18 protein-coding genes are annotated in these 22676 nt (G+C 65.7%); 10 read left to right on the forward strand and 8 right to left on the reverse strand.

Translation table 11 applies throughout. The annotated features are described in order from the left end of the window. Positions 1 to 49 precede the first annotated feature (49 nt). Positions 50 to 304: a hypothetical protein gene (locus D6B98_RS24410; RefSeq protein ID WP_045004054.1), complete on the reverse strand. Its 255-nt coding sequence runs from the start codon at positions 302 to 304 to the stop codon at positions 50 to 52. Positions 305 to 444: 140 nt separating this feature from the next. Here D6B98_RS24410 and D6B98_RS24415 point away from each other — a divergent pair, with 140 nt between their 5' ends. The 3 genes from D6B98_RS24415 to D6B98_RS24425 are packed head-to-tail and all read left to right on the forward strand — an operon-like array spanning position 445 to position 4285. Continuing rightward, the gene (locus D6B98_RS24415) at positions 445 to 2526 is read left to right on the forward strand and encodes a M3 family metallopeptidase (protein ID WP_126259441.1); all 2082 of its coding nucleotides are present in this window, start codon (positions 445 to 447) and stop codon (positions 2524 to 2526) included. A gap of 8 nt (positions 2527 to 2534) precedes the next feature. Then, a complete protein-coding gene (locus D6B98_RS24420; protein ID WP_430644587.1) occupies positions 2535 to 3167 on the forward strand; it encodes a DUF1007 family protein in 633 nt (210 codons plus the stop codon). Beyond that, positions 3164 to 4285 (forward strand): nickel/cobalt transporter, encoded by a 1122-nt coding sequence (locus D6B98_RS24425; protein WP_205680524.1) that lies wholly within the window; start codon positions 3164 to 3166, stop codon positions 4283 to 4285. The genes D6B98_RS24420 and D6B98_RS24425 overlap by 4 nt, the downstream gene beginning before the upstream one ends. A 159-nt stretch (positions 4286 to 4444) precedes the next feature. On the opposite strand, the gene D6B98_RS24435 is transcribed toward D6B98_RS24425, so the two are convergent. After that, a complete protein-coding gene (locus D6B98_RS24435; RefSeq protein WP_126259444.1) occupies positions 4445 to 4843 on the reverse strand; it encodes an MAPEG family protein in 399 nt (132 codons plus the stop codon). A gap of 82 nt (positions 4844 to 4925) precedes the next feature. Between D6B98_RS24435 and hemH the strand changes: the two genes are divergently transcribed. The 3 genes from hemH to D6B98_RS24450 all read left to right on the forward strand — a co-directional run bounded on the left by hemH (position 4926) and on the right by D6B98_RS24450 (position 7679). Then, complete coding sequence (hemH, locus tag D6B98_RS24440) at positions 4926 to 5963, forward strand: ferrochelatase (protein WP_126259445.1); 1038 nt, start codon at positions 4926 to 4928, stop codon at positions 5961 to 5963. Positions 5964 to 6177: 214 nt separating this feature from the next. After that, the gene (locus D6B98_RS24445; protein ID WP_126259446.1) at positions 6178 to 7182 is read left to right on the forward strand and encodes an SPFH domain-containing protein; all 1005 of its coding nucleotides are present in this window, start codon (positions 6178 to 6180) and stop codon (positions 7180 to 7182) included. 53 nt (positions 7183 to 7235) lie between these two features. Beyond that, positions 7236 to 7679, forward strand: coding sequence for an NfeD family protein (locus D6B98_RS24450; protein ID WP_126259447.1), 444 nt, complete (start codon positions 7236 to 7238; stop codon positions 7677 to 7679). An 89-nt stretch (positions 7680 to 7768) separates the two neighbouring features. Here the strand turns inward: D6B98_RS24450 and D6B98_RS24455 are convergent, their stop codons facing one another. Then, positions 7769 to 8182 carry a winged helix-turn-helix transcriptional regulator gene (locus D6B98_RS24455; protein WP_126259448.1) on the reverse strand — a complete coding sequence of 138 codons (414 nt, stop codon included), beginning with the start codon at positions 8180 to 8182 and terminating at the stop codon, positions 7769 to 7771. A gap of 73 nt (positions 8183 to 8255) precedes the next feature. On the opposite strand from D6B98_RS24455, the gene D6B98_RS24460 reads away from it, so the two are divergent. After that, complete coding sequence (locus tag D6B98_RS24460) at positions 8256 to 8813, forward strand: carboxymuconolactone decarboxylase family protein (protein WP_126259449.1); 558 nt, start codon at positions 8256 to 8258, stop codon at positions 8811 to 8813. Between the two features lie 131 nt (positions 8814 to 8944). Here the strand turns inward: D6B98_RS24460 and D6B98_RS24465 are convergent, their stop codons facing one another. After that, complete coding sequence (locus tag D6B98_RS24465; RefSeq protein ID WP_126259450.1) at positions 8945 to 9952, reverse strand: KpsF/GutQ family sugar-phosphate isomerase; 1008 nt, start codon at positions 9950 to 9952, stop codon at positions 8945 to 8947. 193 nt (positions 9953 to 10145) lie between these two features. Here D6B98_RS24465 and D6B98_RS24470 point away from each other — a divergent pair, with 193 nt between their 5' ends. Continuing rightward, positions 10146 to 11891, forward strand: coding sequence for an outer membrane beta-barrel protein (locus tag D6B98_RS24470; protein WP_126259451.1), 1746 nt, complete (start codon positions 10146 to 10148; stop codon positions 11889 to 11891). A gap of 165 nt (positions 11892 to 12056) precedes the next feature. Here the strand turns inward: D6B98_RS24470 and D6B98_RS24475 are convergent, their stop codons facing one another. Continuing rightward, complete coding sequence (locus D6B98_RS24475; RefSeq protein ID WP_126259452.1) at positions 12057 to 13508, reverse strand: glutamate synthase subunit beta; 1452 nt, start codon at positions 13506 to 13508, stop codon at positions 12057 to 12059. A gap of 156 nt (positions 13509 to 13664) precedes the next feature. Further along, a complete protein-coding gene (gltB, locus tag D6B98_RS24480) occupies positions 13665 to 18398 on the reverse strand; it encodes a glutamate synthase large subunit (protein WP_126259453.1) in 4734 nt (1577 codons plus the stop codon). 492 nt (positions 18399 to 18890) lie between these two features. Here gltB and D6B98_RS24485 point away from each other — a divergent pair, with 492 nt between their 5' ends. Continuing rightward, entirely contained in the window at positions 18891 to 19655 is a 765-nt protein-coding gene (locus D6B98_RS24485; protein ID WP_126259454.1) for a hypothetical protein, read from the forward strand. Between the two features lie 239 nt (positions 19656 to 19894). Here D6B98_RS24485 and D6B98_RS24490 read toward each other — a convergent pair whose 3' ends face one another. Beyond that, positions 19895 to 20656, reverse strand: coding sequence for an alpha/beta fold hydrolase (locus tag D6B98_RS24490; RefSeq protein ID WP_126259455.1), 762 nt, complete (start codon positions 20654 to 20656; stop codon positions 19895 to 19897). A 290-nt stretch (positions 20657 to 20946) separates the two neighbouring features. Further along, positions 20947 to 21420: an Hsp20 family protein gene (locus D6B98_RS24495; RefSeq protein WP_028134231.1), complete on the reverse strand. Its 474-nt coding sequence runs from the start codon at positions 21418 to 21420 to the stop codon at positions 20947 to 20949. Positions 21421 to 21639: 219 nt separating this feature from the next. Between D6B98_RS24495 and D6B98_RS24500 the strand changes: the two genes are divergently transcribed. Beyond that, positions 21640 to 22587, forward strand: a complete 948-nt coding sequence (locus D6B98_RS24500) for an alpha/beta hydrolase (RefSeq protein WP_126259457.1) — start codon at positions 21640 to 21642, stop codon at positions 22585 to 22587. Positions 22588 to 22676: the final 89 nt, after the last annotated feature.

Consider the following 22676-nt stretch of genomic DNA (forward strand, 5'->3'; position numbering starts at 1 on the left):
GCGTTAAGTTTTTCGTGGCAGCGCGCGCGTCTCTCGCGCGCGAGAGGCGTCAGCCGCGCTTCGTGAAGGGCTCGACGCGCTGAGCCGCGCGGATGAAGGCCGTCATCACGAGCACGCCGAGTGCAAACAGCACGGCCTGCAGGATGTGCGCGCCCTGGTCGCCGAGCCCGAACAGGATCGCGAGCGCCCAGCCGCCGGCGAACGCCGCGCCGAACACTTCGGCGCCGATCAGGATGGCGGCGCTGATGACGGTGATGACGCTGGGCCAGACGATCTGACGGGAAGACGAGGAAGGCGCGTTCATGAGCTTAAGGGGTCCGTGGTCCATCGAGGGCCGCAATCTCCCCGAAAAGGCGGCCGGGAGCAAGGCCAAATGGCCCAAAAAAGCCCCATCGCGTGCTATAGCTGGCCGCAACAATCGAGCCATGAAAACCGGGACTTGCAATGTCAGACCCCCGCCAAACTACGGACTCCGAGACCAATCCGCTGCTGAAGGCCTGGGTGACGACGTTTGCGACCCCGCCCTTCGACGAGATCAAGCCGGAGCACTTCCTGCCGGCGTTCGAGCAGGCCTTCGCCGACCACTCCGCCGAGATCGCGGCGATCACCAACGATCCGGCCGCGCCCGACTTCGCCAACACCATCACGGCGCTGGAGCGCTCCGGCAAGCTGCTGAGCAAGGTCGCGGCGGTGTTCTACGACTTGGTCTCGGCGCATTCCAATCCGGCCATCCTGGAGATCGACAAGGATGTCTCCTTGCGGATGGCGCGGCACTGGAATCCGATCATGATGAACGCCGTGCTGTTTGGTCGCATCGCCCAGCTGCACGAGAACCGCACCGATCTTGGTCTTTCGCCCGAGCAGCTCCGCCTCTTGGAGCGCACCTATACCCGCTTCCACCGCGCTGGCGCCGGCCTGTCCGAGGATGCCAAGGCCCGGATGGCCGAGATCAACGAGAGGCTCGCCCAGCTCGGCACCGGCTTCAGCCATCATCTGCTTGGCGACGAGCAGGACTGGGTCATGGAGTTGGGCGAGGCCGACCGCCAGGGCCTGCCGGAGAGCTTCGTCGCCGCCGCCAAGGCTGCGGCGGAAGAGCGCGGCATGGACGGCAAGGCCATCGTCACGCTGTCGCGTTCCTCGGTCGAACAGTTCCTGAAGAGCTCGGCCCGGCGCGACCTGCGCGAGAAGGTCTACAAGGCCTTCATCGCCCGCGGCGACAATGGCAATGCCAACGACAACAACGAAACCATCGTCGAGATCCTGAAGCTGCGCGAGGAGAGCGCGAACCTCCTGGGCTATCCGACCTACGCCGCCTACCGGCTCGAGGATTCCATGGCCAAGACGCCGGACGCGGTGCGGGGCCTGTTGGAGCGGGTCTGGAAGCCGGCCCGGGCGCGTGCGCTCGCCGATCGCGACGAGATGCAGGCGCTGATCACGGCGGAGGGCGGCAATTTCAAGCTCTCCCCCTGGGACTGGCGCTTCTATGCCGAAAAGCTGCGCCTTCAGCGCGCCAATTTCGACGATTCCGCGATCAAGCCATACCTCGCGCTCGACAACATGATCGCCGCCGCCTTCGACTGCGCCACGCGGCTGTTCGGCGTCACCTTCGAGGAGCGCAAGGACGTTCCGGTTTGGCACCCCGACGTCCGGGTCTGGGAGATGAAGGACAGGGACGGCAAGCACAAGGCGCTGTTCTACGGCGACTACTTCGCCCGCCCGTCGAAGCGCTCCGGCGCCTGGATGACCTCGCTGCGCGACCAGCAGAAGCTCGACGGCGACGTCGCGCCGCTGGTTCTCAACATCTGCAACTTCGCCAAGGGCGCCGACGGCGAGCCCTCGCTGCTGTCGCCCGACGATGCCCGCACCCTGTTCCACGAGTTCGGCCACGGCCTGCACGGCATGCTCTCCAACGTGACCTATCCGTCGCTGTCGGGCACCTCCGTGTTCACCGACTTCGTCGAGCTGCCGTCGCAACTCTATGAGCACTGGCAGGAGCGGCCCGAGGTGCTGCAGAAGTTCGCCCGCCACTACCGGACCGGCGAGCCGCTGCCGGACGACCTGCTCCAGCGCTTCCTTGCCGCGCGCAAATTCAACCAGGGCTTTGCCACCGTCGAGTTCGTCTCCTCGGCGCTGATCGACCTCGAATTCCACACCCAGCCGGCCGCCGCCGCGCAGGATGTCCGCGCGTTCGAGCGACGCGAGCTGGAGAAGATCGGCATGCCCGAAGAGATCGCGCTGCGTCACCGGCCCACGCAGTTCGGCCACATCTTCACCGGCGATCATTACGCCGCCGGCTATTACAGCTACATGTGGTCGGAGGTGATGGATGCCGACGCCTTCGGCGCCTTCGAGGAGGCCGGGGACATCTTCGATCCCGCGGTGGCAAAACGCCTGCACGACGACATCTACGCCTCCGGCGGATCGCTCGATCCGGAAGCCGCCTATGAGGCCTTCCGCGGCCGCCCGCCGGAACCCGATGCGCTGCTGCGCCGGCGGGGCCTGCTCGACAACGCCAAGGCTGCCTGATGGGCACGATGCGCCGCCTGCTCGGACTGCTGCTCGCCGCTGGCCTGTCGCTCGCCGCCGGCGCGGCGAGCGCGCATCCGCATGTCTGGATCACCGCCACCAGCGAGCTGCTTTATGCTGCGGACGGCACGATCACCGGCGTCCGCCACGCCTGGACCTTTGACGACATGTTCTCGGCCTATGCGGTGCAGGGGCTCGAGAGCAAGACCAAGGGCGCCTATACCCGCGAGGAGCTCGGGCCGCTGGCGCAGACCAATGTCGAGTCGCTGAAGGAATATGCCTACTTCACCTTCGCGCGAGCGGACGGCAAGAAGGAGCGATTCCAGGAGCCGGTCGACTACTTCCTCGACTACAAGGACACCGTGCTGACCCTGCACTTCACGCTGCCGCTGAAGAATCCGGTCAAGCCAAGGCAGCTGGTGCTCGAAGTGTTCGACCGCTCTTTCTTCATCGACTTCCAGATGGCCAAGGGCAACCCGGTCAAGCTGGTCGGTGCGCCCGCCGGCTGCCAGATGAAGCTCGAGCGACCGAATGACGGTACCGCGAGCGCGCAGAAGCTGAACGAGCAGACCTTCCTGAACGGCGAGAACTCGAATTTCGGCATGATGTTCGCCAACAAGATCACGGTGGATTGCCCTTGAAGCCGCAACTCCCTCCGCTCGCGCGCGGGCTGCTCGCCGGCGCGGCCGTCCTGCTGGCGGTCAGCGTGGCCGATGCCGCGCTCCACGATGTCCTCGCGCAGAATCCGTTCGGCGCGCCGCGCCCGGCGCAGGCGGCCGAGCCCGAGGCCAGCGGCATCATCGGCTGGCTGCTGGCAAAGCAATCGGAATTCTATCGGCAGATGTCGTCGACAATCCGCGCCGCGAAATCCGATGGCTCGGCGGTATGGACGCTGCTCTTCATCTCGTTCGCTTACGGCATCTTCCACGCCGCCGGCCCCGGCCACGGCAAGGCCGTGATCGCCTCCTATCTCGTCGCCAACCGCGAGACCGCTCGTCGTGGCATCGCGCTGTCGTTTGCCTCGGCGCTGATGCAGTCGCTGGTGGCGATCCTCATCGTCGGCATCTCGGCCTGGGTGCTGAATGCGACCGCGAAGACCATGTGCAAGGCGGAAGGGGTGATCGAGATCGCGAGCTATGCCCTGATTGCGCTGTTCGGACTGCGCCTGGTCTGGATCAAGGGCCGTACCTTCATCCGGGCGCTACAGGCGGCCCAGCCGGTGCCGGCGATCGCCGGTGTGCCGCACCATCATGATCATCACCATCATCATGATGCTCACGATCATCACGGTCACGGCCATGATCACCATCACCACGATCACGGCCATGGGCATGTCCATGCCCATCACGGACATGACCATATCCATGACGAGCATTGCGGCCATTCCCACGGTCCCACGCCGAGCGAGCTCGCCGGCCCCGGCGGATGGCGGCGCGGCTTTGCCGCGATCCTCACCGTCGGCATCCGTCCCTGCTCGGGCGCCATCCTGGTGCTGGTCTTCGCGCTCGCCCAGGGCCTGTTCTGGGCCGGCATCGCCGCGACCCTCCTGATGGGGCTTGGCACCGCGATCACGGTTGCGGCGATCGCGGTCGTCGCCGTCTCCGCCAAGGACATCGCCGCGCGCCTCAGCGCCGGGCGCGACGGCGGCGGCGCGCTGTTCATGCGCGGCATCGAATTCGCCGCCGCCGGCGTCGTGCTGCTGTTCGGCGCGGGCCTGCTGTTCGGCTACATCGCGGCTGAGCGGACCACGTGTTTCTGAGCTGAATTCTCGTGCCCCGGACGCAGCGCAGCGTCTCTTGGACGGTGGGCTGCAGAGCCGGGGCCCAACTTTCCGCAAGCAGCGGTGGCCTCTGGGTCCCGGCTCTGCGGAGCAGCGCAAGGGCGCTGCACCGCGTCCGGGACACGGCGGCGAGAGACCTCACACCGGCAGGAACCGCTTCAAGGCCGGCATGAAGAAGATCCCGAGATTGATCGCAAAGCCGACGGTCCAGAGGATCGAGCGTAGCGTCGGTCGGTTGCCGAGATAGGTCAGCACATAGGCGAGGCGGACGATGAGGAAGAGGGCCGCGAGCTCGTCGATCAACCGCTGCGGCGAATCCCGGTATTCGGCGAGCAGCACCGCAAAGGCGAAGAACGGGAAGGTCTCGATGCCATTCTGGTGCGCACCGAGCGCGCGCTGCGAGAGGGGGTCCTCATAGAAGGCGGGGTCGCGCGGCCGGGAATTGTCGAAGCGCCGAAACCTGATCCATTTGACCGCGGCGATCGTAGACAGATAGAGCAGCAGCGCTCCAAAGACGCACCATTCCGCGAGTGTCATCGTCGTTCCTCGGCCTGGGTGCGACCCTAACGAAATCGGCCTCATCTTGACAAGTTCGGACCAACGCGCGACCCACACAGGCATGACCAGTGTCGTCCCCATCGAGACCGGAAAACCAGCCGCCCAATCCGCCCTGCCGCGTGTCGGCGTGCTCCTTGTCAATCTCGGCACGCCCGACACCGCCGATGCGCCAGGCGTGCGGGTCTATCTGAAGGAGTTCCTCAGTGACGCCCGCGTCATCGAGGACCAGGGCCTGATCTGGAAAGCCGTGCTGAACGGCATCATCCTGCGCAGCCGTCCCCGCACCAAGGCGCTCGACTACCAGAAGATCTGGAACACCGAGAAGAATGAATCGCCGCTGAAGACCATCACGCGGTCGCAAGCCGACAAGCTCGCCGCGGCACTGTCGGACTGTGCCCACGTCGTGGTGGACTGGGCGATGCGCTACGGCAATCCCTCGATCAAGTCCGGCATCGACGCGCTGATCGCGAAGGGCTGCGAGCGTATCCTCGCCGTGCCGCTCTATCCGCAATACTCCGCCTCGACCTCGGCGACCGTCTGCGACGAAGTGTTCCGCGTGCTCGCCCGCCTGCGCAACCAGCCGACGCTGCGGGTGACGCCGCCTTATTATGAGGACGCGGCCTATATCGAGGCGCTCGCGAGCTCGATCGAGACGCATCTGGCGAGCCTGCCGTTCAAGCCCGAGCTGATCGTTGCGTCCTTCCACGGCATGCCGAAATCCTATGTCGAGAAGGGCGATCCCTATCAGCAGCACTGCATCGCCACCACCGAGGCGCTGCGCCGCCGGCTCGGCATGGACGAGACGAAGCTGCTGCTGACCTTCCAGTCGCGCTTCGGCAATGCCGAGTGGCTCCAGCCCTATACCGACAAGACCATGGAGCGGCTCGCGAAGGAAGGCGTGCGTCGCATCGCGGTGGTGACGCCGGGCTTTTCCGCCGACTGCCTGGAAACGCTGGAGGAGATCGCGCAGGAGAACGCCGAGATCTTCAAGCACAATGGCGGCGAAGAGTTTTCAGCGATTCCCTGCCTCAACGACAGCCAGCCCGGCATGGACGTGATCCGCAGCCTGGTGTTGCGCGAGCTGCAGGGCTGGATATGACAGGCGCCTGCACCGCAATATTAACCTTTGCCGCTAGGCTCGCTCCCGCATCCTTCAAGAGCCTCCCTCCAAATACATGATCGTCGCGATTCCGCTCCGTCCGCCTTGTGCAGATTTGCGCTGATGCCGACGTTACGCGCGACCGCTGAACCGGTAAGGTCGTGTTCCCGACCAATGACAGCGCGGGAAAGGCCTTTCCTGCCTTGGAGGAAATATGAGCGGTTTCGACATTTTCGCGATTGTTCTCGTCTTGCTCGTCATCGTCACGCTGGTGGCCGGCGTGAAGACGGTGCCGCAGGGCTATGACTGGACCATCGAGCGGTTTGGCAAATACACGCAGACGCTGAGCCCCGGCCTCAATTTGATCGTGCCCTATTTCGATCGCGTCGGGCGCAAGATCAACATGATGGAGCAGGTGATCGACATTCCCGAGCAGGAGGTGATCACCAAGGACAACGCCACCGTGACGGTGGACGGCGTCGCCTTCTACCAGGTGTTCGACGCCGCGAAAGCGAGCTACGAGGTCTCCAACCTGACGCAGGCCATCACCGTGCTGACCATGACCAACATCCGTTCGGTGATGGGCGCGATGGATCTCGACCAGGTGCTGTCGCATCGCGACGAGATCAACGAGCGCCTGCTGCGCGTCGTCGATGCCGCGGTCTCGCCCTGGGGCCTCAAGGTCAACCGCATCGAGATCAAGGATATCGTGCCGCCCGCCGACCTCGTCGAGGCCATGGGCCGGCAGATGAAGGCCGAGCGCGTCAAGCGCGCCGACATCTTGGCCGCCGAAGGCCAGCGCCAGTCCGAGATCCTGCGCGCCGAGGGCGCCAAGCAGGGCCAGATCCTGCAGGCCGAAGGCCGCAAGGAGGCTGCGTTCCGCGACGCCGAGGCACGCGAGCGTTCGGCGGAGGCTGAAGCGAAGGCCACGCAGATGGTGAGCGAGGCCATTGCCAAGGGCGACGTCGCGGCGTTGAACTATTTCATCGCCGACAAATATATCAAGGCATTCGGCCAGTTCGCGGACGCGCCGAACCAGAAGATCATCATGCTGCCGATCGAGGCCACGAGTATGCTCGGTTCGCTCGCCGGCATCGGCGAGATCGCCAAGGCGACGTTCGGCGAGAGCGCGGCCTCTGGGTCCGCCGCCGCTCGCCGCCCCGGCTCAGTCCCGCCGACCGGCAGCACGCCGCCGGCGGTGCCGCCGCGGCAGGGATAGTCACCGGCGCATGACCCTTTGCTAGGGCCTGCGCCAATGATGGAAGGTCTATCATGACCGACATGCTCGTATCGCTCGGCACCTGGAACTGGCTGATCTTCGGCTTCGTCCTGATGGCGCTGGAGGTGCTGGCGCCGGGCATATTCCTGCTCTGGCTTGGGCTCGCCGCGTTGCTGGTGGGGTTGATCTCGTTCGCCGTGACCACGTCCTGGCAGCTGCAGCTGGTGATGTTCGCGGTATTTGCCGCCGCCGCCGTGCCGGTGTGGCGCCGCCTGGCCCGGCCGCAGCCGGATGCGGGCGCCAGCCCCTTCCTCAACAAGCGCGCCGAGGCCTTGCTCGGGCGTGAGTTCACGCTGGAGAAGCCGATCATCGACGGCAGCGGCACCATGCGCATCGGCGACACGGTTTGGCGCGTGGCGGGCCCCGACACGCCCGCCGGAACGCGGGTGAAGGTGGTGCAGGTGGACGGTGCCAATCTGACGGTCGCGGCGGCGTAGCTCTCTTCGCCTCTCCCCGCTTGCGGGGAGAGGCCGGATTGCATCGCAGATGCAATCCGGGTGAGGGGGACTCTCAGCGAGTCCGTCTCTCACCGTCTCCGCGGAGGCTCCCCCTCACCCCGACCCTCTCCGCGCGAGCGACGCTCGTCGCGACCCCGCAAGCGGGGAGAGGGCGAAAGGGCCTTCCACCTCTCCGCAAACCGGTGCAGCGGCATGAACGTCTCGCACAAGTCCCGCCCGAGCGGCGTCAGTCCGTAACCTCCACCTTCGCCAAGCTCGACGAACCCCGCCTCGCGCAGCTCCGTCAGCCGTGCCTGCAGCACCGTCGGCGAGGCCTCGTCGCAGGCGCTGCGCAATGCGCGGGAGGTGAGTGGCTCGCCGCGCAACTCCCACAATATCCGCAGGCTCCAGCGCCGGCCGAGCAGATCCAGCAGCGCCATGATCGGCCGTCCGCTGCGCGATCCCCGCACCCGAGGCGTCGTCGTGCCTGGCTTCTTGGCCATCGTCACCCTCTTGCGGTTTGCTACAGATAATGTAGCGTTATGCTACGGTAATTGTAGCAACGAAGGACGGCTCATGTCTCCACCCACGCCGCGCATTGCGCCGCTCACCCCGCCTTATCCCCCGGAGATCCAGGCGCAGTTCGACCGCATCATGCGCGGCGCGCCACCGCTGCTGCTGTTCCGGGTTATGGCGGGTCACGGCCGTGCCTGGGACAAGTTTCGCGCCGGCGGCTTGCTCGATCCCGGCCCGCTCCCGCTGCGCCAGCGCGAGATCGTCATCGACCGCACCTGTGCGCTGAACAAGTGCGAATACGAATGGGGCGTGCATGTCGCCGTTTTCGCCGGGCCGGCGAAGCTCGCCGGGGACGAGGTGCGCGCGACCGTGCAAGGCGATGCGATGTCGGCCTGCTGGTCAGCGGCGGAGCAGGCCCTGATCGCGGCCGTCGACGCGCTGCACGCCCGTGCGACGTTCACCGACGAGGAATTCGCCGCGCTCTCGGCGCATTACGACGAGGCGCAGATCCTGGAGATCATTTTGCTGTGCGGATTCTATCGCACGGTGTCGTATCTGGCGAACGGGCTGCGGTTGCCGCTGGAAGAGAACGCGACGCGGTTTCCGGCGCCACTCTAACCGCCGTCATTCCGGGGCACGCGAAGCGTGAGCCCGGAATCCATCGTGCAGCGCCCTCGGAGATGAATGGATTCCGGGCTCGCGCCCAAGCGGGCGCGCCCCGGAATGACGGCGCGGGGAGAGATCGCGCCTTAAGCCACGCCCGCCCGCAGCAGGTCGTGCAGATGCACGATGCCCACCACCTTGCCTGCCTCGGTGACGACCAGCGTCGTGATCTTGCGGGTGTTCAGCACCTCGATCATCTCGGTGGCGAGCATCGAGGGCGGCACCGTCTTCGGCTGCCTGGTCATGATGTCGTCGACCGATGCCGAGAGCAGGTCGGGCCGCATGTTGCGGCGCAGGTCGCCGTCGGTGATGATGCCGACGGCCTCGCCCGCAGCGTTGACGATGCAGACGCAGCCGAGGCCCTTGGCCGACATCTCGACCACGGCTTCTGACATCTCGGTGCCCAGGCGTTTGACCGGGATTTCCGCGCCCGTGCGCATGTAGTCGCGGACGAATTTCAGCATCGCGCCCAGCTTGCCGCCGGGGTGGAAATGCGCGAACTCGAGCGCGGTGAAGCCGCGGCCTTCGAGCAGCGCGATCGCGAGCGCGTCGCCGATCGCCGCCTGCATCAGCGTCGAGGTGGTCGGCGCCAGATTGTGCGGGCAGGCCTCACGCGCCTTCGGCAGCTCGATCACGATGTCGGCGGCCTGGCCCAGCGACGAAGACGCATTCGACGTCACCGCGATCATCGGAATGGCGAAGCGCGCCGAATAGTTCACGAGGTTCTTCATCTCCGGCTGCTCGCCGGACCAGGACAGCGCCATGATGACGTCGTCGGTGGTGATCATGCCGAGGTCGCCGTGGCCGGCCTCGGCGGCGTGCACGAAGAAGGCGGGCGTGCCGGTCGAGGCCAGCGTCGCGGCGATCTTGCGCCCCATATGGCCGGACTTGCCGAGCCCGGTGACGATGACGCGGCCCTTGGCGTTGCGAATCAAGTCGACCGCCTTGGCAAACGTCTCGCCCAGCGGGCCGCGCAGGGCGGCTGCGAGCGCGTTGATGCCGCCGCTCTCCGTCTCCAGGGTGCGGAGCGCGGATTCGACGCTGTCGGGGATGGGGCCGGATGATGCTGTCATCAGCGGTTTCGAGCTCGGCATAATCTGGTCCAGGGAGGAGGGGGCATTCGCCCGGTCGGCGCCTCATTAGCACGCCGCGGCTCTGGAGGCGACGCGCGCGCCAGGGCCCTCAACGGGTCATTAACCATAATTGTTTTAACTCCATTAACGATGGTTCCCGCCAGCCGGTGGGTGCGATCGTGAAAGTGTTTGATTTCGTTGGAGTTATTCCATCGTGGGGTCGTCTCCCTGCACCGGCCGGAGCAAACGCGCGCAATTCCTGCGCGCGGCTTTGCCGTGCCTTGCACTGACGACGCTCGGAAATGCCCCCGCGGCCGCCCAGAGCCTCACGCCCGATCTGTTCAATCCCAACCGCGGCGGCTTCGCCTCGCCCGAGACGCTGCCGACCCGCCGCACGGCGGGCGTGCCGCAGGCGCCGTCGGACGCGTTGCCGGCGCTGCCCGATCCCAGTGCCGATCCGCGCAAGGCCCGCGAGAGGCCGGCGGCCTCCCGCATCGGCCAGGTCCCGACCTATGGCCTTCCCGCCGCCGCCGGCGCGAGCGGCTCCGGCTACGACTCGCTCAACCGCAAGCGACAGCAATCCAAGCTCTATCCCGGCCAGCCGAAGCCGAAGCGCGCGGCCGGTCCCGGCTCGCCGGTGCCGTCCACAGCGCCGCCGCCGTCCACGCTCGGCCTGCCGAAGATTGCACCGCCGCCATCCGCCTCCGCGAACAAGTCACCCGTGCCGGCGGCGATGGCGGGCACCGTGCCCGGCCAGCCGCTGCGCCGCCGCCTCAAGGCGGATGACGATCCGTTCGGCGCCGTCGGCGACTATGCCGGCAGCTTCCTGATCAAGGGCGGGCTGGAGCTCTCCACCGGCTACGACACCAATCCGGCGCGTCTCAACAAGCCGGTCGGTTCGCCGGTCTATGTGGTCGCGCCCGACCTCCTCGTCGTATCCGACTGGGAGCGCCACGCGCTGGTCGCCGACCTGCGCGGCTCGTTCTCGGGCTACACCAACAATATGCCGGTGACCATCAACGGTTCTGCCTCGCCGTCGCCGGTCGAGATCAATCGTCCTGACTTTACCGGCCATGTCGACGGCCGGCTCGACGTCACCCGTGATCTCAAGTTGACCTCGCAGCTGCGCCTGCGCCTCGCCACCGACAATCCCGGCAGCCCGAACGTGCAGACCGGCTTGCAGAAATATCCGGTTTACGCCGCCTATGGCACGACCGTCGGCTTCGACCAGACCTTCAATCGCTTTCAGGTCGCCGCCGGCGCCACCGTCGATCGCACCGCCTACACGGACTCGAAACTTACCGACGGGGCGACCTCCAGCAACGACGACCGTAACTTCAACCAGTATGGCGGCGTCGGGCGCTTCTCTTACGATCTGAAGCCCGGGCTGAAGCCGTTCGTCGAGATCCAGGGCGACACCCGCGTCCACGATCAGGCCGCCGATCGCAACGGCTACTTCCGCGATTCAAACGGCGGCTACGCCAAGGTCGGCTCGTCCTTCGAGTTCTCGCGCATCCTCACCGGCGAGATCTCGGTCGGTTATTCCGCGCGCAACTACACCGATCCGCGCCTCAGCCAGCTCGCAGGGTTTCTCACCTCGGGCTCGCTGATCTGGAATGCGAGCGGGCTCACCACGGTGAAATTCTTCACCGACACGCAGATCGCGGAGACCACGGTCGCCGGCTCCTCCGGCGTCCTGGTGCGGACCTATTCGGCCGAAGTCGACCACGACTTCCGCCGCTGGCTCACCGCAATCGGCAAATTCACCTACGGCACGCTCGACTACCAGGGCCAGAACCGCAACGACAAGACCTACTCGTTCGAGAGCAATCTGATCTACAAGCTCAACCGCAACATCTGGGTCAAGGGCACGCTGCGTCACGACATCCTGGAGTCGAACCAGCCGGGCTCGAGCTCGCAGGGGACCGTGGTGATGGTGGGCGTAAGGCTGCAGAATTAGGAGCGCCTGCTTGCGCGTCTCGTTAGACGAAGCCGGAGGCACCGCCCTTTCCGATTGTCATTCCGGGGCGCGCCATTTGGCGCGAACCCGGAATCCATCGAGCGCCGGCGTATGTGGATAGATGGATTCCGGGCTCGCGCTTCGCGCGCCCCGGAATGACTGGGATTACCGCGGCAGATCCGTCTTCCCCATCAGGAACGTATCGATCGAGCGCGCACACAGCCGGCCTTCGCGGATCGCCCAGACCACCAGCGACTGGCCGCGGCGCATGTCGCCGGCCGAAAACACGTTGGGGCGCGAGGTCTGGTAGTCCAGCGTGTTGGCCTTGACGTTGCCGCGCGGGTCGAGCTCGACCGAGAGCAGCTTCAAAAGGCCCTCGTGCACGGGATGGACGAAGCCCATCGCGAGCAGGACGAGATCGGCGTCGAGCTCGAACTCGGTGCCGGCAATCGGCTTGAACTTGTCGTCGACGTGCACGCAGTGCAGCTTCTTGACCTGGCCGTTCTCGCCGGAAAACTTCTGCGTCAGCACGGCGTATTCGCGCACCGCGCCTTCGGCCTGGCTGGAGGAGGTCCGCATCTTCAGCGGCCAGTTCGGCCAGGTCAGGCCCTTGTTCTCGCGCTCGGGCGGGGCGGGCATGATCTCGAGCTGGGTCACGGAGAGCGCGCCCTGGCGCAGCGAGGTGCCGATGCAATCGGAGCCGGTATCGCCGCCGCCGATGACGACGACGTGCTTGCCGCCGGCCAGGATCTCCTGGACGTCGCCAAGCGGCTCCTCGGAGACGCGGCGGTTCTGCTGCGGCAGGAAATCCATGGCGTAGTGGATGCCGGACAGCTCACGGCCGGGGATCGGCAGGTCGCGCGGGGCTTCCGCACCGCCGGTCAGCGCCACCGCGTCGTACTCGTTGAGCATCTCGCGCGGATCGACATTGCCGTCCGCGCCGACATGGCTGTTGTAATGGAAGGTGACGCCTTCGGCTTCCATCTGGGCGACCCGGCGGTCGATGACGTCCTTCTCCATCTTGAAGTCGGGGATGCCGTAGCGCAGCAGGCCGCCGGCCCTGGCGTACTTCTCGTAGACGTGCACGTCGTGACCGGCGCGCGCGAGCTGCTGCGCGCAGGCCATGCCGGCTGGCCCTGCGCCGATCACGGCGACCTTCTTGCCGGTCTTCTGGGCGGCGATCTCCGGCTTGAGCCAGCCATTGTCCCAGGCGCGGTCGACGATGGCGCATTCGATGGTCTTGATGGTGACCGGGTTGTCGTCGATGTTGAGCGTGCAGGAGGCTTCGCACGGTGCCGGGCAAATTCGCCCCGTGAACTCCGGGAAATTGTTGGTGGAGTGCAGATTGCGCGAGGCCTCTTCCCAATTGCCCTGATAGACGAGGTCGTTCCAGTCGGGGATCTGGTTGTTGACCGGGCAGCCGGGCGTGCCGGGCGCGACCGAGCCGGTGCCGTGGCAATAGGGAATGCCGCAGTTCATGCAGCGCGCGGCCTGGTCGCGCACCTCCTTCTCGGAGAGGGGAACGACGAATTCCTTGTAATGCTTCACGCGCTCGGCGACCGGGGTGTACTTGCGGTCGCGCCGTTCGATTTCGAGAAAACCCGTGATCTTGCCCATTAAACCCGAAGTCCCTGCCGCTTAGTCGTTTGTTCTCTCACTCCTCTTCCTGAGGAGCGGCGCGCTTTTCGCGCCGCGTCTCGAAGGATAGAGGCCCGGATGGTGACCTCATGGTTCGAGACGCGCTGCGCGCTCCTCACCATGAGGGCTTTTTTCTTACGCCCCGATCGCGATTTTCGGCTCGGCGTCCGCGTTGGCGGCCAGTTCGCGCAGCGCGCGCCGGTACTCGACCGGCATCACCTTGCGGAATTTGGGCAGCCATTCCTTCCAATTGGCAAGGATGTCGGCGGCGCGCTTGGAGCCGGTGGCTTTCGCGTGGCGCGAGATCAGGACGTGCAACCGCTCGACGTCGGAGGCGAGCAGGTTCTTGAACACGTCGACCCGGCCGTGCGACTCGAGGTCACCGGCATGGTGATAGGTGCCGGCATTGATCAGCTCTTCGGACAGCACCGGCTCGAGCTCGACCATGCTGAGGTTGCACAGCTTGTCGAAGTCGCCGGTCTCGTCGAGCACATAGGCGATGCCGCCGGACATGCCGGCCGCGAAGTTGCGCCCGGTCTTGCCGAGCACGACCACGATGCCGCCGGTCATGTATTCGCAGCAATGATCGCCCGCGCCCTCGACCACGGCGACCGCGCCCGAATTGCGCACGGCAAAACGCTCGCCGGCGATGCCGCGGAAGTAGCACTCGCCCGCGATCGCGCCGTACATCACGGTGTTACCGACGATGATGCTCTCTTCCGGCACGATTGCAGAGTTCTGCGGCGGCTTGACGATGATCTTGCCGCCCGAGAGGCCCTTGCCGACATAGTCGTTGCCTTCGCCTTCGAGCTCGAAGGTGACGCCGTGGGCGAGCCAGGCGCCGAAGGCCTGGCCGGCGGTGCCCTTGAGGCTGACATGGATGGTGTCGTGCGGCAGGCCGGCATGGCCGTAGATCTTGGCGACGGCACCGGACAGCATCGCGCCCGCGGAGCGGTTGGTGCTGTTGATGTTGGCCTCGATCTTCACCGGCGCGCCGCGGTCGAGCGCAGGCTGGGCCTGCTCGATCAGCGAGCGGTCGAGCACCGCCTCCAGATGATGGTTCTGGCGCTCGGAGTGATAGATCTTCTGGCCCTTCTCTTCCTTCTGCTTGACGAACAGCTTGGAGAAGTCGAGGCCCTTGGCCTTCCAATGCGCCACCAGCTTGGTCTGGTCGAGCAACTGCACCTGGCCGATCATTTCGTTGAAAGTGCGGAAGCCGAGCGAGGCCATGATTTCGCGGACTTCCTCCGCGACGAAGAAGAAGTAGTTGATCACGTGCTCGGGCTGGCCGGTGAAGCGCTTGCGCAGGACGGGGTCCTGGGTGGCGACGCCGACCGGGCAGGTGTTGAGATGGCACTTGCGCATCATGATGCAGCCGGCCGCGATCAAGGGCGCGGTGGCGAAGCCGAACTCGTCGGCCCCCAGCAGCGCGCCGATCACGACGTCACGGCCGGTGCGGAAGCCGCCGTCGACCTGGACCACGATGCGGCTGCGCAGCCGCTCGCGCACCAGGGTCTGATGGGTTTCGGCGAGGCCGATCTCCCAAGGCGAGCCGGCATGCTTGATCGAGGTCAGGGGCGAAGCGCCGGTGCCGCCCTCGAAGCCTGCGATGGTGACATGGTCGGCGCGCGCTTTCGCGACGCCCGCCGCCACCGTGCCGACGCCGATCTCGGAGACCAGCTTGACCGAGACGTCGCCGGTCGGGTTGACGTTCTTGAGGTCGTAGATCAGCTGCGCCAGATCCTCGATCGAGTAGATGTCGTGGTGCGGCGGCGGAGAGATCAGGCCGACGCCCGGCGTCGAGTGCCGGACCTTGGCGATGGTCGCGTCGACCTTGTGGCCGGGCAGCTGGCCGCCTTCGCCGGGCTTGGCACCCTGCGCCATCTTGATCTGCATCATGTCGGAGTTGACGAGATACTCCGTGGTGACGCCGAAGCGGCCCGAGGCCACCTGCTTGATCGCCGAGCGCATGGAATCGCCGTTCGGCATCGGCTTGAAGCGATCGGCTTCCTCGCCGCCTTCGCCGGTGTTCGACTTGCCGCCGATCCGGTTCATGGCGATCGCGAGCGTGGTGTGTGCCTCGCGCGAGATCGAGCCGAAGCTCATCGCACCCGTGGCGAAGCGCTTGACGATGTCCTTGGCCGGCTCGACCTGGTCGAGCGGGATCGGCTTGCGCTTCTCCTCCTCCGCGTTCTTGATCCGGAACAGGCCGCGCAGCGTCAGGAGCCGCTCCGACTGCTCGTTGAGGATCTTGGCGAAGGCGCGGTAGCGCTCCTGTGAATTGCCGCGCGCGGCGTGCTGCAACAGCGACACCGACTCGGCGGTCCAGGCATGGTCCTCGCCGCGGCTGCGATAGGCATATTCGCCGCCGACATCGAGCGCGTTCTTGTAGACCAGTGCCTCGCCGAACGCGTCGGCATGACGCCGCACCGCTTCTTCGGCGATCTCGGCAAGGCCGACGCCCTCGACGCGGGTGTGGGTGCCGGCAAAGAACTTGGCGACGAAGTCGGCCTTGAGGCCGACGGCGTCGAAGATCTGAGCGCCGCAGTAGGACTGGTAGGTCGAGATGCCCATCTTGGACATCACCTTGAGCAAGCCCTTGCCGATCGACTTGATGTAGCGCTTGACGATTTCGTAGTCGTCGAGCGAGCCGGGCAGGCGATCCTTCATCGCGATGATGGTTTCGAACGCGAGGTAAGGATTGATCGCCTCGGCGCCGTAGCCCGCGAGACAGGCGAAGTGATGCACTTCGCGCGGCTCGCCGGATTCGACGACGAGGCCGACCGAGGTGCGCAAACCCGTGCGGATCAGGTGATGATGGACCGAGGCACAAGCCAGCAGCGACGGGATCGGCACCCGGTCGGTGCCGACCATGCGGTCGGACAGGATGATGATGTTGACACCCTCGCGCACCGCGCTCTCGGCGCGCGCGCAGAGCTCGTCCAGCACCTGGTCCATGCCCGCCGCGCCGAGACCGGCGTGGAAGGTCGTGTCCAGCGTGCGCGACTTGAAGTGGGTGTCGGCCACGTCCGAGATCGAGCGGATCTTTTCCAGGTCCGCGTCGGTCAGGATCGGCTGACGCACTTCGAGACGCTTGGTGGTGGCCATGCCCTGCAGGTCGAACAGGTTCGGCCGCGGTCCGATGATGGAGACGAGGCTCATCACCAGCTCCTCGCGGATCGGGTCGATCGGCGGGTTGGTGACCTGCGCGAAGTTCTGCTTGAAGTAGGTGAACAGCGGCTTGGCCTTGTCCGACAGCGCCGAGATCGGCGTGTCGTTACCCATCGAGCCCGCGGCCTCTTCGCCGGTGGCCGCCATCGGCGTCATCAGGATCGCGATGTCTTCCTGGCTGTAGCCGAACGCCTGCTGGCGATCCAGCAGCGACAGATTGGAGCGCACGCCGGTGGTCGGGACCTTCGGCAGCTCTTCCAGCACGATCTGGGTCCGCTCCAGCCACTCCTTGTAGGGATGGCTCCTGGCGAGCTCGGCCTTGATCTCGTCGTCGGGAATGAGGCGACCCTGCTCGAGATCGACCAGCAGCATCTTGCCGGGCTGCAAGCGCCACTTGGTGATGATCTGGTCCTCAGGGATGGTCAGCACGCCCATCTCGGACGCCATCACGATGCGGTCGTCCTTGGTGACGAGGTAGCGCGCGGGCCTGAGGCCGTTGCGGTCGAGCGTGGCGCCGATCTGGCGGCCGTCGGTGAAGGCGATCGCGGCGGGGCCGTCCCACGGCTCCATCAGCGCGGCGTGATATTCGTAGAAGGCGCGGCGCTTCTCGTCCATCAGCGGATTGCCGGCCCACGCCTCCGGAATCATCATCATGACGGCGTGCGGCAGCGAGTAGCCACCCTGGACCAGGAATTCGAGCGCGTTGTCGAAGCAGGCGGTGTCCGACTGGCCTTCATAGGAGATCGGCCAGAGCCGGTTGATGTCCTTGCCGTACAGCTCGGAGCTCACCGAAGCCTGCCGCGCCGCCATCCAGTTGGTGTTGCCGCGCAGCGTGTTGATCTCGCCGTTATGGGCGATCATGCGGTAGGGGTGCGCCAGCGACCAGGCCGGGAAGGTGTTGGTCGAGAAGCGCTGGTGCACGAGCGCGAGCGCACTCTCGAAGTCCTGCTCGTGCAGATCGGGATAGTACTTGCCGAGCTGGTCGGCGAGGAACATGCCCTTGTAGATCACGGTGCGGCAGGACATCGAGCACGGGTAATAGCCCGCAAGCCCGCGGTCGCGGCGCTGGTAGATCGCCTGCGAGATCGACTTGCGCAGGATGTAGAGCCGGCGCTCGAACTCGTCCTCGGTCTTGGCGGTGCCGTTGCGGCCGATGAACACCTGCATGCAGGCGGGCTCGGTCGGCTTTACCGTGACGCCGAGCGAGGAATTGTCGGTCGGCACGTCGCGCCAGCCGAGCAGGATCAGGCCCTCTTCCTTGATCTGGTCGGCGATGATGCTCTTGATGACGTTGCGCCAGGCGGTGTCGCGCGGCATGAACAGCGCGCCGATGGCGTATTCGCCGGGCGCCGGCAGCGCGAAGCCGAGCTCCTTGGCCTTGCGGCTGAAGAAGGCGTGCGGGATCTGCACCAGAATGCCGGCGCCGTCACCGGCGCGCGGGTCGGCGCCGACGGCACCACGATGCTCGAGATTGCAGAGGATGTTCAGCGCGTCCGAGACGATCTCGTGCGACTTCTTGCCCTTGATGTTGGCGATGAAGCCGACGCCGCAGGAGTCCTTCTCGAGGCTCGGATCGTACAGGCCTTCGGCTTTGGGGCGCGAATTGTGCTCCTGAATCGGATCGGTCGTTTTCGAGGCGGCCGTCGCCGACAGCTGTTCTGCCACGATGCTTGCGCGCTCGAATTGCGACCCGTTCATTGTTCCTGTCCTCTCCATGCGGCAAGCTGCCTCACCGCTATCTTCGGCGCACCTTGGGCGTTCCGCGGCACCCGCCTCTGGGTCACCGCTCGTCCTTTGCGAGCCGCATTTTCTTAAATTCAGGCTTAGGCGTTCTTCGTCCCCGAGAACGGCTTTGCCTGGCACCTTCCTGGGTCCCGAGAGCACCAGGATTCGCTGCAATCCCTGTGCCGGGATCGCGAGCAAAATTGAGACAGTCTTCCTGTCCTAACCATCACCTTGCCAAATTTTTGTCTAGCACACAAGCGTGCGGAAGTCCCGATTCCCCTAATGTCAATCAATCGCTTTCCAAAAGTTGCGCAGCCGCGGTTTTGAAGGAAACGCGCCCTGATCCGGCCCTGTGGACGCCGGAATCCCCAATGAAGCTTCGCCTCAGCCCTTCGAACCGAGCGCCACGCCGCAAGAAGCGAAAGAGCGCGAGACATTCGGGGGCCTGACAGGAGCGTATCGACCATGAAGTTTTTCACAGGATGTGTGGCCGCTGCCGCGCTGGTGCTGGCTGCAACCGCGGTTCGGGCCCAAGTTCCGGCCAGCGGTATCGGGGGCGGGGGCTATGTCGCGGTGTCGGATTTCGGCGGACCGTATGTGCCGGGCGAAGCCGCGTCACCCCCGCCGCCACGTTACGGCTACGGTTATGGCTACGAGGAGCGCGGCCCGGCGCCTGCGCTGTTGCCGGCCACCGAGGTCTATGCGGTTCTGCGCGACAACGGCTTCTCGCCGCTCGGCATCCCGCGCCTGCGCGGCAGCGTCTACACGATTGCGGTGATCGACCGCCGCGGCGACGATGGCCGGCTCGTGATCGACGCCCGCGATGGTCGGATCATCCGCTTCGTGCCGGCCACGGACGCCTACGGCATGGCGCCCACCTATGAGGAGCGCGCGGTCGCGCCTTACTACGGGCCGCAAACCGCGCTGCCGCCGCCAACCATGGTCCGCAGCGGCCCGCCGCGCCCGCCAGCCGCGATCCCGCATGTGGCGAGCCGCTCCGTGCCGCTGCCCAAGGCCGCCCCACGACGCGGCGAGGCACCGGTTGCCGCGGCCAAGCCCGCGACGCAGCAGGTTCAAGCGCCGCAGGCTGCCGCACAGCAGACCGCTGCCGTGCAGGCAAAGCCTGTCGAGGCCGCTCCGGCAGGCGCCGCGCCGACCGTCGGCCAAGCCAAGCCTGCCCCGGCGATCCTGCCGACCCAGGACATGCCGGCCGCACAGGGGCTCGATTAGCGCTGCGAGTTTGGCGCGACGGCGTCGGCCTCACCAACGGTGTCATCCCCGCGAACGCGGGGATCCATACCGCGTGATTGATCGGTGGGGATGAGGTGCGAGTACCGAACTGAGAATCTTCGCCAAACTACTCCCTGGGGTTATGGGTCCCGCGTTCGCGGGGACGACATTGGGGAGAGATTGAGTAAAACAAAGAGCGCCTGAAGATCTCGGGCGCTCTTGCATTTTCAGCGATCACCCTAGCTCCGCGGATACCCCGCGGCTTCCAGGATCAGATTCGCCACCTGCTTCGGATGCGACACCAGCGAGAGATGGCCGGCATCGAGTTCGATCGTGGTGGCGTTCATGCGCTTGGCGAGGAAGCGCTCGAGATCGGGGTTGATCGTGTAGTCGTTCTTCGACACAGCGTACCAGCTCGGCTTGCTGCGCCATGCCGCTTCCGTGGTGCGGCCGGCGAAGATCGAGGCCGCGGTCGGCCATTGCACGGCATAGAGTTCCTTGGCCTGCTCAGGCTTCACGCCATTGGCAAAGTACTTCAGGAAGGCGTCTTCCGAGAGCTTGGTGTAACCGTCGCGTTCGACGATGCCGGCGCGCACCGGGCCGGTCGGAAACTGCTTCGACAGCGCGACGAAATCCTCGTTCGCATCGGGCGCCCGGGCGGCGACATAGACGAGCCCGGTCACTTTCGGATCGGTGCCGACCTGGCTGATCACGGTGCCGCCCCAGGAATGCGCGACCAGCACCGTGGGACCATCCTGCTCGGCCAGCGCGCGCTTGGTCGCCTCGACGGAATCGCTGAGCGACGACAGCGGATTCTGCACAGCCGTGACATGCAGGCCTGCGGCCTGGAGGATCGGGATCACCTCCGACCAGCTGGAGCCGTCGGCCCAGGCACCGTGCACCAGCACGACGTTCTTGGCCTTCACCGTCTGCGCATGGGCAAAGCTGATGGGAGCCGCCAGCAGGCTCGCGGCGACGAAAAGGCTGCGCCAAAAAGTCATGATCGTTTTCCGTCTCGTTTGTGTTCGATCTCCAAAGGACGGCGCGCGAGGCGGTGGCGTTACGCTTGGTCACTCACCCGTGACAGGCATTTGATCGGGCGCGTCGTGATTGCGCGATCGATGTACCGGCCGCGACACGCAGCCCGGCCTATGCAGCACCATGTCATCCTAGAATGACGACTCGAACCCGTATTTTCATTTCGACCGAAAACCCGAGCCGTGGACGGAACACGCAAAAAAAACGCCCCGGGGCACCGGGGCGTTTTCGTAACTTGGAAGTGGCGCGCGATTTACGCGGCGGCTTGCGCGGCCGAGTTCTCGATCACCTGCGCCTTCGGAGCGCCGGTGTTGATCGCGATCTGGCGCGGTTTCTTCGCCTCGGGAATCTCACGGACGAGGTCGACGTGAAGCAGCCCGTTCTCGAGCGAGGCGTCCTTCACCTGCACGAAGTCGGCGAGCTGGAAAGCGCGCTCGAAGGCACGCGCGGCGATGCCGCGGTACAGCACTTCGTTCTTACTGTTCTCGTTGGCGACCTTTTCGCCCTTGATCGTCAGCGTGTTTTCCTTCGCGACGATGGAGAGCTCGTCCTTGGCGAAACCCGAAACCGCAACGGTGATGCGGTAGGCGTTCTCGCCGGTGCGCTCGATGTTGTAAGGGGGATAGCCGGGGCTGCTGCCGTCCGAACCGGCCTGGTCGAGCAGGCTGAAGAGGCGGTCGAAGCCGACGGTGGAACGATAGAACGGGGTGAGATCGTAGCTACGCATGGTCAAGTCCTCCATTGAGCGACTGTTGGGTACCCGCCCGCCAATCGGGCCGGGCTTTCATCTGTGTGCAGCCTGATGTTCCGGTTCCGAAACACTGGTAGCGGCCTGCACGAAGGTGATATGGGTGGAACGAGACGGCGTTCAAGAGGGCGGCATTTGCGCCTTTTCGGCGCTTTGGCCCCTTGATTTGCAGCACTTCGCGCCCAAGCACCTCCAATCATGACGCTGGTCTCGATCCCGTCCAACCCCGTCCCCGAAAACGTCGTCAGCGGCACCATCAAGACCCCCGATGGCGTCGAGCTGCGCTTTGCACGCTGGGCCCCGCCGGCGAACCGCAAGGGCACGGTCTGCGTCTTCACCGGGCGCAGCGAGCAGATCGAGAAATATTTCGAGACCGTGCGCGACCTGCGCGACCGCGGCTTTGCGGTGGCGATGATCGATTGGCGCGGGCAGGGGCACTCCTCGCGCCGCCAGCGCGACCCGCGCAAGGGCTATGTGCGCGATTTCGCCGATTTCGAGATCGACGTCGAGGCCTTCGTGCAGCAGGTGGTGCTGCCGGATTGCCCGCCGCCGTTCTTCGCCTTGGCCCATTCCATGGGCGGCACGGTGATGCTGCGGGTGGCGCATGCTGGCAAGCGCTGGTTCGACCGCATGGTGCTGTCGGCACCGATGATCGACCTGCCCGGCCGCACCACCTCGTTTCCGGTGCGGGCGTTGCTGAAGACGATGCGCCTGCTCGGGCAGGGCGGCCGCTATGTCCCCGGCGGCAGCGACCGTCTCACCGGGCTCGATCCCTTCATCAACAATCCCGTGACCAGCGATCCCGTGCGCTATGCACGCAATGCCGCGATCCTGGAGGAGGACCCGACGCTCGGACTGGCGTCGCCGACCGTCGCCTGGGCCGATACCGCCTTCCGCGCGATGCACACGTTCAAGCGCGTGAACTATCCCTCCCAGATTCGCCAGCCGATCCTGATGCTGGCGGCCTCCAACGACACCGTGGTCTCGACCGCGGCGATCGAGGAGTTCGCCTATCATCTGCGTGCCGGATCCCATCTCGTGATCGCCGGCGCCAAGCACGAGATCCTGCAGGAGCAGGATCGCTACCGCTCCCAGTTCTGGGCCGCCTTCGACGCCTTCGTGCCGGGCACGCCGCTGTTCAAGTGAAGGGGGAATGACGACGGGGGGTGTCCTCGTTCTCCGTCATTGCGAGGAGCCCTTGCGACGAAGCAATCTAGACTGCTTCCGGGGCGACA

The organism is Bradyrhizobium sp. LVM 105 (assembly GCF_003957705.1).
Taxonomy (GTDB): domain Bacteria; phylum Pseudomonadota; class Alphaproteobacteria; order Rhizobiales; family Xanthobacteraceae; genus Bradyrhizobium; species Bradyrhizobium frederickii.